The 12,353-nt window shown below is 71.3% G+C and carries 10 protein-coding genes; 6 read left to right on the top strand and 4 right to left on the bottom strand.

Features of this window, described 5'->3' with window-relative positions:
* Nucleotides 1-14: 14 nt before the first annotated feature.
* Nucleotides 15-452 (top strand): hypothetical protein, encoded by a 438-nt coding sequence (locus ACIP8Z_RS35695; RefSeq protein WP_402090842.1) that lies wholly within the window; start codon nucleotides 15-17, stop codon nucleotides 450-452.
* Nucleotides 453-512: 60 nt separating this feature from the next.
* Here the strand turns inward: ACIP8Z_RS35695 and ACIP8Z_RS35690 are convergent, their stop codons facing one another.
* Both ACIP8Z_RS35690 and ACIP8Z_RS35685 read right to left on the bottom strand, forming a co-directional pair.
* Nucleotides 513-2,423, bottom strand: a complete 1,911-nt coding sequence (locus ACIP8Z_RS35690) for an MFS transporter (protein ID WP_402090840.1) — start codon at nucleotides 2,421-2,423, stop codon at nucleotides 513-515.
* A gap of 429 nt (nucleotides 2,424-2,852) precedes the next feature.
* Nucleotides 2,853-5,210: a D-alanyl-D-alanine carboxypeptidase family protein gene (locus ACIP8Z_RS35685; RefSeq protein WP_402090838.1), complete on the bottom strand. Its 2,358-nt coding sequence runs from the start codon at nucleotides 5,208-5,210 to the stop codon at nucleotides 2,853-2,855.
* Between the two features lie 195 nt (nucleotides 5,211-5,405).
* Between ACIP8Z_RS35685 and ACIP8Z_RS35680 the strand changes: the two genes are divergently transcribed.
* From ACIP8Z_RS35680 to ACIP8Z_RS35670, 3 genes are all read left to right on the top strand, one after another.
* Nucleotides 5,406-6,104, top strand: a complete 699-nt coding sequence (locus ACIP8Z_RS35680) for a GPP34 family phosphoprotein (RefSeq protein ID WP_030315572.1) — start codon at nucleotides 5,406-5,408, stop codon at nucleotides 6,102-6,104.
* A gap of 221 nt (nucleotides 6,105-6,325) precedes the next feature.
* Nucleotides 6,326-7,186 carry a helix-turn-helix transcriptional regulator gene (locus ACIP8Z_RS35675; RefSeq protein ID WP_229315753.1) on the top strand — a complete coding sequence of 287 codons (861 nt, stop codon included), beginning with the start codon at nucleotides 6,326-6,328 and terminating at the stop codon, nucleotides 7,184-7,186.
* A gap of 204 nt (nucleotides 7,187-7,390) precedes the next feature.
* Nucleotides 7,391-7,591, top strand: coding sequence for a DUF397 domain-containing protein (locus ACIP8Z_RS35670; protein WP_015034281.1), 201 nt, complete (start codon nucleotides 7,391-7,393; stop codon nucleotides 7,589-7,591).
* Between the two features lie 124 nt (nucleotides 7,592-7,715).
* On the opposite strand, the gene ACIP8Z_RS35665 is transcribed toward ACIP8Z_RS35670, so the two are convergent.
* Complete coding sequence (locus ACIP8Z_RS35665; RefSeq protein WP_402090836.1) at nucleotides 7,716-8,570, bottom strand: hypothetical protein; 855 nt, start codon at nucleotides 8,568-8,570, stop codon at nucleotides 7,716-7,718.
* Between the two features lie 82 nt (nucleotides 8,571-8,652).
* On the opposite strand from ACIP8Z_RS35665, the gene ACIP8Z_RS35660 reads away from it, so the two are divergent.
* Together ACIP8Z_RS35660 and ACIP8Z_RS35655 are read left to right on the top strand one after the other, a co-directional pair.
* Entirely contained in the window at nucleotides 8,653-9,435 is a 783-nt protein-coding gene (locus tag ACIP8Z_RS35660; RefSeq protein ID WP_402090834.1) for an SDR family oxidoreductase, read from the top strand.
* Between the two features lie 185 nt (nucleotides 9,436-9,620).
* Nucleotides 9,621-11,165, top strand: coding sequence for a sodium:solute symporter family protein (locus ACIP8Z_RS35655; protein ID WP_402090832.1), 1,545 nt, complete (start codon nucleotides 9,621-9,623; stop codon nucleotides 11,163-11,165).
* Between the two features lie 19 nt (nucleotides 11,166-11,184).
* Here the strand turns inward: ACIP8Z_RS35655 and ACIP8Z_RS35650 are convergent, their stop codons facing one another.
* Nucleotides 11,185-12,303, bottom strand: a complete 1,119-nt coding sequence (locus ACIP8Z_RS35650) for an ADP-ribosylglycohydrolase family protein (protein WP_402090830.1) — start codon at nucleotides 12,301-12,303, stop codon at nucleotides 11,185-11,187.
* Between the last annotated feature and the right edge of the window lie 50 nt (nucleotides 12,304-12,353).

Raw genomic sequence — 12,353 nt, 5'->3', positions numbered from 1 at the left:
CGAAGGTGGGCGTCATGGGCTTGTTGCCGTTCGTCGATGAGCATGTCGTCGTCGTGGATGCCGGGGTCGAGGAGTTGTGGCCGCGGTTGCTGGTGAAGGTCGGGCGGTCGCTTTCCACGGGGAGTGGGGCGCGGTACGCGCGGGTCGTGGGGGCCGTTCCGCGGGAGAGTGGCGGGGGCCGGCCGCTGGAGGTGGGGTCGGAGTTTCCCGGGTTCCGGGTCGCCCGGCTCGTGCCGGGGCGGGAGCTGGCGCTCGAAGGGCGGCACCGGTTCTCCTCGTACAGCCTTGTCTTCCGGGTCGAGGAGCTGGCCGGCGGGCGCTGTCGGCTGCGGGCCGAGACCCGTGCCGTCTTTCCCGGAGCCGCGGGGCGGGTCTACCGGGCGCTCGTCATCGGGAGCGGTGGGCACGCCTTCGCCATGCGGCGGATGCTGATGGGGTACCGGCAGGCGTGACAGCCGGTTCCGGCTCGGTGGGGCCGGTCCGGTGCCGGCACCCGTGACGTCGTCTTCCGCTCAGCGGAGTTCTTCCGGGCACGGTGTGCCCCGGGACAGCTTGTACGGGGCCGCCAGGCGGTAGACGCCGGCCTTCGGGGCGACCAGTTGCGTCCATTCGTCGCCCTCCGCGTCCGCCTCCGTCTTGAAGAGGCAGCCCTCCTCGTTGGAGAAGACCTTCGGGATCTCGGTGTCCGACTCCTCGCGGGCCAGCTTCGACGCCTCCGTCTCCTGCGGGGGTTCGATCTTGCCGCCGTGCTCGTCCACCAGGGCCAGCCACGGCGAGTACGGGACGCGGATCAGGACCCGGCCGGGGGTCTCGACGCGGATCACGACCTCGTTCTCCTCCGCGCTCTGCACCACCGCCGGCGGGTTCGCGAGGGGCGTCGGGTCCGCGACCTCGTACAGGCGCCAGTTCTCGTCCGACCACACCTGCTTCAGGTACGGCAGCCCCTCGCCGACCAGCTCCGCCTCCTGCGCCGCGCCCGAGTCGGGCGCGCCCGTCGGAAGCACCACGTAGTGGACGGCCCAGCGGTGGAGCCACTCCTCGTAGTTCACGGAGTTCAGCGTGTCGTCGTAGAAGAGCGGGTTGCGCTCCATGTCCGCCTGGCGGTTCCAGCCCCGCGCCAGGTTGATGTACGGGCTCAGCGCCGAGGACTCGCGGTGGCTCGACGCCGGTACGACCTCCACCCGCGCCTTGCGCGCGTCCCGCACCTGGAGCTGGTTGACCAGCGGCGCGAGCTCGCGCGCCCAGGAGGCGTCCGGGGCCGTACGGATCACGTCGTCGACGCCCTTGAAGCCGATCCAGAAGTTCAGGCCGACGAAGGCCAGCACCAGCGCGTACCAGCGGCGTGAGCGCGGCGCCGTGTACGGCAGCGCCGCCAGCAGCACGACGCCCGCGAAGAGCATCGGGAGCCGCGAGATGTTCGAGCCGATCTGCGAGTCGATCAGCCAGGTCAGCAGCGTGCCGATCGTGTACACCGCCGCGGCGGTGCGGACCGTCCGCCAGTCCTTCGGGACGAGCAGGAAGGTCAGCACTCCGAACAGCAGCGGCAGCGCCGTCGAGCCGAACGCCATCGGCTGCGTGCCCGAGAAGGGGAACAGCCACGAGGACAGGGCCACGACCGCCACCGGGGCCAGACCGAGCGCGTACGCCCCCGGCCGCCGGCGGTTCAGGAACAGCGCCGCCGCCGCGACCCCCAGGAACAGACCCGCGACCGGGCTGCACGCCGTCGCCAGACCCGCGAGCGGCGCCGCCACCGCGGCCTTCGCCCAGCGCTTGCGGCGCCAGCGGTGCGGCCAGCAGAACACCGCCGCGACCGCGCCGACCGCGAACATCATGCCGAGGCCGAAGGTCACCCGCCCCGACAGGGCGTTGCAGAGGAACGCGAACACGCCCGCGATCGAGCACGCGAGCGGATTGCGGACCGCCCTCACCCGCACCAGGATCAGCGCGGTCAGCCCCGCCGACAGCGTCCCCGCGACCATCATCGTGCTGCGCACGCCGAGCACCGACATCAGGTACGGCGACACGACGCTGTACGAGACCGGGTGCATCCCGCCGTACCAGGCCAGGTTGTACGCCGAGTCGGGGTGCCTGCCGACGAACTCGGCCCACGCGTCCTGCGCCGCCAGGTCGCCGCCGCTGTTCGCGAAGAAGAAGAACCACAGGATGTGGGTGACAGCCGCGAGACCGGTGGCCGCCAGGACCGTATAGCGGCGCTTCCGCCGCGGGGCCGGGGCCGGGGCGGTGGACGCCGGGGCTGGCCGCTGTGCCGGAAGCACTATTCGCGGAAGCGAATCACGAGACGCTTCAGCGTCGGATTCCGCTTGGGGATCGGTACCGGAGTGGGCGTCGGTACGGCCGTCGGCATGGCCGGGGTCAGGGGCTGAGTCCGCGCGGTCGGCGCGTGTCGGCTCGGCGGTGGTCACTGCGGCCCTTTCCCGTGCTGCGCGTCTCGCTTCTCTCGCGTGTGTCACGCGTCGTACTCGTCCCCGGGAAAACGCTAACAGCTGGGCCCCCCGGAGAACCCGGGGAGCCCGGCCGAGAGAGTGGCCGCCCGGGCCGCGCACGGGCCGACGGACCCGGCGCGTGCCCGACGGGGCCGCGCACGTGGCCGACGGGGCCGCGCACGGGCCGACGGACCCGGTGAGTGGCCACCGGGCTCGGGCAGTGGCCACCGGGCCGGGTCCGGTGGCCACCCGGCCAGTGGCCACCGGACCCGGCCAGTGGCCGCCGAGACCGGGCGCGTGGCCACCGAGGCCGGGCGCGTGGCCGGCCGGCCGGGCCGGGCGAGGCGATCAGCCGCCCGCCCGGGCTGGGCCGGTCCCGCCCCCGCCCCGGCGGCTCGGCCGACGGCCTCAGCTCACGCGCGTCAGCTTCTTGTCGAAGCCGGGCTCCGCCAGGTCCTGCTGGAGCGCGACCGGGGAGCTGACCTTGCCCGCTCCCGTGCCGATCGACACCTGGCCGACGACGTCGCCCGCCTTGCCGGTGTGCGGGACGGCCTTGCCGCCGTCCGTCAGCACCAGCTTCACCTGCAGGCCCGGCCAGCCGATCGCCTTGAGCTCCTTCGTCGCCACGACCGGCGTCCGGCCGCCGAGGCCGTCGTCGATGTAGCCGAGGACCTGGCCCTTGCGGACCACGGTCGCCGAGGTGACGTCCTTCTGGGCCTGCTGGATCAGCTTGTAGCTGTTGTCGATGGCGAGCTGGAGCTTCTCGCCGAGCTGCTCCGCGTCCTTCGCGCCCATCACGATGCCGAGGATGCGCCGGTTCTGGCCGTCGACGACGGTGTTCGCCGCCCAGAGCAGATTGCCGCCCGCCGGGGTCGACGAGCCCGTCTTGATGCCGCTCACACCCGGCTTGAGCAGGATGTTGTTGTTGTTCTCGATGCGGCCGGGGATGCCTTCCACCGTCACGTTCGGCATGTTCACGATCTCGCGGAACACGTCGTACTGCATGACCGCCTTCGCCAGCTTCAGCTGGTCCTGCGGGGTCGACATGGTGCTGTCGAGCAGACCCGACGGGTCGGTGTACGTGGACTGGGTCATGCCCAGGTCCTTCGCGGCGGCGTTCATCTTCTCGACGAACGCGGCCTCCGAACCGGCGTCCCAGCGCGCGAGCAGCCGGGCCACGTTGTTCGCCGAGGGGATCATGAGGAGCTGCAGGAGCTCCTTCTCCGAGTACGTCTGGCCCTTCTGGACCGCCGCCGTCGACTCGTGCTCCGCCTTGCCCTGATCGGCGGCCTTCTGGTCGATCTCGATCTCGGGGCCCTTCTGGCTCCCCTTGAGCGGGTGGTCACGGAGGATCACGTACGCCGTCATCGTCTTCGTGACGCTCGCGATCGGGGCCGGCTTCTGCGCCCCGTACGTCCCCATGGATCCGACGCCCTCGACCTCGACGGCGCCCTGCCCCTCGGTGGGGAACGGCAGCTTCAGCTCGCCGCCGCCGAAGGCGAAGGTCGGCGCGGCCGACAGCGTCAGCGCGGGCGCGGGCAACGGGCGGACCATCTGCACGATCGCAAAGACGATCAGGACGAGCAGGACCAGCGGGGTCCAGATCCGCACCCGGCGCACGGTCGTCCGCAGCGGGGTCGGCGGCGGGGGCGGGGTGTTCGTCAGCTCGGCGAGCAGGTCGAGCGGGGGCAGCGGCGGGAGCGGCTGCTGCCGCGTCCGCTCCGCCTCGGCGAACGCGGGCGCGGGCGCGGCCGGGGCCGCGGGTGCCGACGCGGACGGCGCCTTCGGCTGTACGGGGGCGGAGGCGGCGGGCGCGGGCGCCTTGGGGGCCGCCGCGGCCGCCTGGGCCTTCTGCTCGGCCGGGATGTCCGCCCGCAGCGGCAGGAAGGTACTGGTGCGCTCGCTGTCGGCGTCCCTGGCGCCGGCTCCCGCGCCGGCGCCGGAGCCGGTCAGGGAGGACGGGAGCTTCAGCGCGGTCGTGGGCTGGTCCACGGGCAGCCGGACGGCCTTGAACATGGTCGTCGGCTGGTCGACCGGCTCGTCTTCGACGTCATTGCCGGAGTCGTCGTCTGAGTCGGCGTCGGCGTCGGCGTCGGCGTCGGCGTCGGCAACGTCGGCGGGAGCGTCAGCGGACTCCTCCGCCGCCGGCTTCCGCGTCGCGAACCAGGACTCCTCGGCGGACTCCTCGGAGGACTCCGTGGTCGCCTTCGCCTCGACAAGCTCCTCGTCGGGCTCCTCGTCGGACACGCCGTCCGTCTCGTCGTCCGACTCGTCCTCGTCCGACGACTCGTCCTCGGGCTCGGTGTCAGCCTCCGCGGACTCGTCCGACCCCGTCTCGTCCTCGTCGGACTCCTCGGACGCCTCGGACGCCTCGGGGGCGTCCTCCGACTCCGACTCCGGCTCGTCCGCCGTCGCCACCCAGGCCGCCACCGCGGCCTTCAGGCGGTCGCTCTCGGCCTCCGGAGCCTTCTCCGGCTCCGACGGCTCCGACGGCTCCGACGGCTCGGACCGCTCCGACGGCTCCGTCCGCTCCGGCGTGGCCGACGGTGCGTCGTCCTCCGGAGCCCGCGGCGCCAGCGTCTTGAAGACGGCCGTCGGCTGGTCCACCTGAACCGCCGAGGACGAGGACGAGGCAACCGAAGCCGCCGACGAGGCGTCCGATTCATGGAGCACGGAAAGCCGGGGATCCCTGCCGCCGCCGCCCGAGGCCGTCGTCTCCTGAGACGACCCCTGCTGCTCCGCCTTGTCGGGGGACTCGCCCGCCACCGTGCCTCCTCCATGCGTCGTGCGTACGTACGGACCATGTACCGGTCCGTGTACCAGTGTCCTGTGTGAACCCCTTGGCCCCCGTGCTAGACGAGAACGACATACCTACTGGTTCCCGGATGAACCACCCAGGCACTCTCGACAGATGAATGTGAGAGGGGTCACCCTGTCATTCATCCACGCGGGGAGGCATGGATGGGCAGGAGCCGCAGAACCATTCCGGAGGAGCTTCTGCTGCTCGCTCTGGACCCGACCACGGGTACCACAGCGCAGCCGCAGTCGCTCGACCTCGGCCTGGCCGGTGCACAGCTAGTGGAGCTGGCGCTGGCAGGCCGGATAGCCCCTGACGGGGATCGTATCGCCGTGGTGATGCCACGGCCGACCGGAGATCCGACCTTGGACTCCGCACTGGAGCTGCTGCGCAGGCGTGGCAGTCCGGTTCGGGCCGTCCACTGGATCGGCGGACCCCGACTGGGGCTCCGTCAGACGTATCTCTCGCATCTGGAGCGATGCGGCATGGTGCATGCCGTGGAGGGCCAGATGTGCGGGGTGTTGCCGACGACTCGCTACCAGGCGACGGACACGGCGATCAGTCGGGAGATCCGTTCCCGGCTGGACAGTGCGATCCGCACCGGCGTACCGCCGGACCCGCGGACCGCGGCGCTTGCCGCGCTGGCCCACGCGGTCGGTCTCGGGAAGCACCTCTACCCCGGTAACGAAGGACGGTCGTCGCGGTCCCGGCTGCGCGATCTGATCCGGCACGACCCGATGGGCGGACTCGTGGCGCACGCCGTGATGGACGTCCAGAACGGCGCGGCGGCACAGCCGCGTCGGAGCGCCGCGGGTGTCCCGGCGCAGCCTCGCGGCAGCATGGCCCGCGCGGCGGCGCACTAGGCACCCCACGCACAGCGCACCACAGAACCAACCCGGGAGCCGCACAAGTGTGCGGGGCGGTCTGGACGGCCGCCCCGCACACGCGCGTCCCGGGGGCGTTTCCGGCGTCCGGCCGGGCATACGTTGTGGTCATTTTCCAGCGCACACCTGGCCTTTGGTGGCAGTCTGCCAAGCGGTAGATACTCACAGCTACGCAGCAGACAGCCGGAGGTGCAGTTTCCGTGGCGTCCAACGTCAACCCCACCGTCAGGCGACGCCGATTGGGCCAGGAGCTGCGCAAGCTCCGGGAAGCGAAGAACATGACGGCCGAGCAGGTCGCCGAGCGTCTTCTCGTTTCCCAGTCCAAGATCAGCCGGCTGGAGAACGGCCGTCGCTCCATCAGCCAGCGCGATGTGCGCGACCTGTGCGGTGTGTACGAGGTCGAGGACGAGCGCATGGTCGACTCGCTCATGCAGATGGCCAAGGACTCGCGCCAGCAGGGCTGGTGGCACGCCTTCGGCGACATCCCGTACAGCGTCTACATCGGTCTGGAGACCGACGCGGAGAGCCTGCGGATGTACGAGCCGCAGATCATCCCCGGGCTGCTCCAGACGCACGCGTACGCGGAGGCCGTCATCACCGGCGCGCTGCCGGAATCGACGCCCGCGGACATCGACAAGCGGGTCACGGTCCGCACCCGCCGCCAGGAGCGCATCCGGGACGAGGAGCGTCCGCTGCGCCTGTGGGCCGTCATCGACGAGGGCGCGCTGCACCGGATCGTCGGGAGCAGGCAGCTGATGGTGGAGCAGCTGGAGCACCTCATCGAGCAGTCGCACCTGCCGCACGTCACCGTGCAGGTGATCCCGTTCGAGATGGGCGCGCACCCCGGGATCAGCGGGCAGTACTCGATCCTGGAGTTCCCGGACACGTCCGACTCCAGCGTCGTCTACATCGAGGGCGTGACGAGCGATCTGTATCTGGAGAAGGCGCAGGACGTCGGCAAGTACAGCGTCATGTACGAGCACCTGAGGGCGCAGGCCCTGAACGTGGAGCAGACCCGCGACTTCATCTCGGAGATGGTGAAGAAGCACGCCAGGGGCTGAGCCGGAAAGCGCCGCCGCGCGGGCCCGAAAAACAGCGAGGCAGGCACGGTACACGGCGTACTCGCTCCCACGGAAGCCCAGTTGGAATATGCCACTCGGACGTGTGAACGCCGGTCCCGCCGGACGGGACCGGCGAGTAGCGTCGATCACGCCGGCAAGAACGTTGGCGCGACACATCCACTGGCAGAACCGGAGCTGAGCAGCATGGCGATTATTCAGGGTGGCACCGACACCTGGACGAAGTCCTCGTACTCCGGAGGGAACGGGGCCTGCGTCGAAGTGAAGTCCCCCCTCGTGACCGCGATCGCGGTGCGCGACTCCAAGGCCCCCGAGGGTCCCTCCCTCTCTTTCGGACCGGGATCGTGGAACGCCTTCGTCGGCGAGGTGAGCAACGGGGCCCTCTGAGCCCCGCCGCTCAAGCCGTCACCACCAGCAGTACGAGAACCACCAGCACCACCAGCGGTACGAAAGAGCCCTCTCGACCGGTCCGCCGTCCTGGCCGAGAGGGCTCGGCCTTTGCCCGGACCGATCAGCGCAGTCGATCCACGTACAGGTCCGTCCCCGGCACCGTCGGGATGAAGGGCGCCACCAGTTCCACCCGGCCGCCCGCGCCCGCGTCCGCACCCCCGCCCTCCCCCAGTGACTCCAGGTCGGCGAAGTGCTCCGTCCAGCACTCCCTCGGGTCCCGTTCCAGGAACCACAGCAGGGTCAGCCGGGTGTCGACCCCCTCGACCTGCTTCACGTACGTCATGCGGTCGCCGGGCAGCGGGGTCGGGCGGAAGACCGTGACCATCGCCGCCGGTGAGCCGGCGAGCCGGCGGGGCAGTTCCCTGGTCCGCAGGCGTTCGAGGAGGGCCGCTCGCTCCTGGGGACCCTCCGTGTCGACGACCTGGAGGATCAGTCCCGCGTAGGGGTGGTCGAGGGCGTGGAAGTCGCGCGGGCCGGCCGCCCCGTCGCGGTAGACGGTCGCCTCGTGGTCCTGGAACGCGGTGAAGACGTGGGTCCGTTCCTGGTGGACGCGGGCGTCGCGGTTGAGCCGCTTGTTGATGCCGACGGTCCACTTCATGTGGTCGTCGTAGCGACCCTCCGTGATCCAGTACGTGGAGAGGTAGCAGCCCGCGGTGACGGGCCGGGCGACGGCGGACTTCTCCGGGACGCGCAGTTCCTGCAGTTCGCGGGTGGCGACCCAGCGGCGGCCCGCGTACATCCAGGGCATGGCCATGGCACCGGCGTAGTAGTGGTCGTCCTCGTACCAGCGGTTGTACGCGTACTCGTGGCCCGGGTGCGGCTCGACCATGGTGATCAGCGCGTGGCCGGGCCGCACCCCGTACGGGCCGACGGACGCCAGCTCCGCGTACGTCTCGCTGCGTGTCTCCTCGCTCATCCTCGTTCCCCTTCCCTTGTCGGCGACTCGGGCCTACTCTGACGGACCGTCAGATCGATGAACAGGCCCAGGGAGGACCCGGATGCTGCTCCAGGGGAAGACGGTCGTCGTGTCGGGTGTCGGCGCCGGACTCGGCCATCGCATCGCCGAGACGGTCGTACGGGACGGGGGCAACGCGGTCCTCGGCGCCCGCACCGAGGCCAACCTCGCCAAGTCCGCCGCCGAGATCGACCCGGAGGGGCGCCGTACCGCCCACCGGGCCACCGACATCACCGACGAGGCCCAGTGCGAGGCCCTCGCCGCCCTCGCGACCGAGCGTTTCGGCGGGATCGACGCGGTGGTCCACGTCGCCGCCTGGGACTCCTACTTCGGCGGCCTGGAGGACGCCGACTTCGCGACCTGGCAGGGCGTCCTGGACGTCAACCTGCTCGGCACCCTGCGGATGACCCGGGCCTGCCTGCCGGCGCTCAAGGAGCGCGGGGGTTCGGTGGTCCTGATCGGCACGCAGTCGGCGGTGGCCGCGCCCACTCAGGTCCGGCAGGCGGCGTACGCGGCCTCGAAGGGGGCGCTGACCTCGGCGATGTACTCTCTCGCGCACGAGCTCGGGCCGCACCGCATCCGGGTCAACACCGTGCTGCCCGGCTGGATGTGGGGCCCGCCGGTGCAGGCCTTCGTCCAGTTCACCGCGCACACCGAGAAGGTGCCGGAGGCGGAGGTGCTCGCCCGACTCACCGAGCGGATGGCGCTGCCGGAGCTCGCGACGGACGGGGACGTGGCGGAGGCCGCGGCCTTCCTCGCCTCGGACCGGGCGCGGGCGATCACGGGTCAGTCCCTCCTGGTCAACGCCGGGGAGCTGATGCGCTGATACCCGCAGGAACCTTCTGATTCCCCGCCGATTCCACGCGGGAAAAGTTCATGGACGTGAACAAGAGTCAGTAAACAGAACGATTTTACTGTCCCTTGACCCTCCATTGCATTGTCCCTGCCTTGTGACTCGCCACACCATGAACGGCGTTCACAAGGCGGACCAGAACCCCTGGAGGGGGCTCCATGAACAGTCTCGACTGGGCCGTGCTCATCGGCTATTTCGGCGTGATGGTCGCGATCGGTGTCTGGTCCCACAAGCGGGTGGACACCGTCTCCGACTTCTTCACGGCCGGCGGCCGGATGCCCTGGTGGCTCTCCGGCATCTCCCACCACATGTCGGGCTACAGCGCCGTGATGTTCACCGGGTACGCGGGCATCGCCTTCACCTACGGCGTCACGTCCTACGTCACCTGGTCCTTCCCCATCGCGATCGGCATCGCCATCGGCGCGAGCCTCTTCGCGCCCCGGCTCAACCGGCTCCGCTCCCGCCTCAAGGTGGCCTCCCCGCTCGAATACCTCAAGGACCGCTACAACCTCCCCACCCAGCAGGCCCTCGCCTGGTCCGGCGTCCTGCTGAAGATCGTCGACGTCGGCGCCAAGTGGGCCGCCATCGCCACCCTGCTCTCCGTCTTCACCGGCATCTCCCTCAACCAGGGCATCCTCATCACCGGTGTCGTCACCGGCGTCTACTGCACCGTCGGCGGGCTCTGGGCCGACGCCCTCACCGAACTCGGCCAGTTCGTCATCCAGCTCCTCGCCGGCGTCGCCATGCTCGTCGCCGTCCTCGGCAAGCTCGGCGGCTTCAGCGCGCTGTGGACCGTCTGGGACCGGCCCGAGCTCCAGGGCCACACCGCGCCGACGGCCGGCCCGTACACGCTGACCTTCCTCCTCGCGTACCTCTTCATCAAGACCTTCGAGTACAGCGGTGGCATGTGGAACCAGGCACAGCGCTACATGGCCACCCCCAACGCCCGCGAGGCCACCCGCTCCGGCCGGCTCTCCGCGGTGCTCTGGTTCATCTGGCCGCTGGTCCTCTTCTTCCCCATGTGGGTCGCGCCGCTGCTCGTCGACCCGAAGAAGCCCGATGCCTCCGACTCGTACGCCCTGATGACCGAACAGCTGCTGCCGCACGGCCTCCTCGGCCTCGTCGTCGTCGGCTTCTTCTCGCACACGATGGCCATGTGCTCCTCCGACGCCAACGCCATCGCCGCCGTCTTCACCCGTGACATCGCCCCCGCCGTCAGCAAGGCCGCCCGGGGCTGGAGCCAGAAGGCCGGGCTGCTCGCCGCGCGCTGGTCGACGATCGCCTTCCTCGCCCTGTCGATGGCCATCGCCACCCAGGTCAACTCCCCCACCTTCAAGGACATCATCACCGTCGTCATCAAGTGGGTCGCCGGACTCATGGGGCCGATCGCGATCCCCTTCATGCTCGGGCTGCTCCGCACCTTCCGGAAGTCCGGCCCGACCGCGGCGCTCGTCTCCTGGGCCGCCGGACTCTTCGTCTTCTGGCTCACCAACTACGGCCTCGACGGCATCGAGCTCCAGATCCAGATCGTCTCGCCGCTCGCCACGTCCCTCGTCCTGTACGTGCTCATCGGCTTCATCAGGCCCGAGGACACGCCGGAGCGGGACGCGCTGCTCGCCCGGATCGGCACGGACCCGGACGACGAGGGGGGCGCCGCGATCCCCGCGCAGGGCGGCGAGCGCGCCGACCAGCCCCTCGGGTGATCCCGGTGAGGCCCGCTGATCAGCCCCTCGGGTAGCGCGCCAGCCAGCCCGGCGACGACTCCGTCGGGCTGTGCAGGGCGGCCCCCTGCGTCATCTCCATCGAGAAGTCGTCCGCTAGCTCCAGGACCGTCGCACGGCCCTCCAGTTCGGCCAGCCAGGCCGGCGGGAGGGCCGTCTCGCCGTGCAGGGCGCCGAGCAGCGAGCCCGTGAGCGTCCCGGTGACCGCCGACGGCCCGTCGTGGTTCACCGCGAGCCGCAGCCCGTGCCGTACGTCCTCGCCGACCAGGGCGCAGTACACGGCCGCCGCCAGCTGCCCCTCCGCCCGGTCCTCGGCCGCGCCGAGGGCGGCCACCCGCTCCGGATCCGGAACCCCTTCCCGTACGGCTCCGAGGGCGCGGCCCAGCGCCTCGGTGACCGGCTCGTGGCCGGGGCGCGCCGCCAGCTGCCCGAGGGCCCGGTCGACGGCCGCCTCCACGGAGCCGCCGCGCGCGAGGCCGTGGACGACGACCGCGAAGGCGCCGGCGGCGAGGCCCGCGGCCGGGGCGCCGTGGGTCTGGGCGGCACACTCCACGGCGAGCTGGCAGACGAGCTGCGGCTCCCAGCCGACGAGCAGCCCGAAGGGGGCGGAGCGGACGACGGCGCCGGAGTCGGCGGCCTCCGGGTTCTTGGGCTTGTCGAGGGTGCCGAGGATCTCGTCGCCGAGACCGGTGAGGCAGGCGCGGGACGGGTTGCGGCGGGCGTAGAGCCATTCCTCGCGGGCGAGCCAGCCGTTGTCCTTGCGGCGCTCGTCGGGACCCCAGTCGCGCTGGGTGGCGGCCCAGCGCAGATGCGCCCGGTGGACGTCGGTGGGCGGGTGCCAGGCGCCGGTGTCGCGGCGTACCTGGGCGCGGATCAGGCCGTCGACGGTGAAGAGCCCCATCTGGGTGGCGGCGGTGACGGCGCCGCGGCGGCCGAACGCGGCCGCGGGCTCGCCGAGTCCGTCAGGTCCGTGGGCGTCCCTGATCTCCGCGAGGGTGAGCCCGTCGACGCCCGCGCCCAGGGCGTCACCGAGGGCTCCGCCGAGCAGACAGCCCCGTACGCGGGCGCGGAAGTCCTGCTGTTCGGCGCGGCCCCACACGGCCGCGGCTGTCGTGGCCACGACGTGCCCTCCCCCCGTAGACCGGTCTGAGCAGCACTGTAATGGACCGG

Origin of the sequence: Streptomyces sp. NPDC088553 (assembly GCF_044752965.1) — a bacterium.
Taxonomy (GTDB): Bacteria; Actinomycetota; Actinomycetes; order Streptomycetales; family Streptomycetaceae; genus Streptomyces.
Note: the sequence above shows the minus strand (reverse complement) of the source record. Positions and strands in the feature narration are given on the sequence as shown.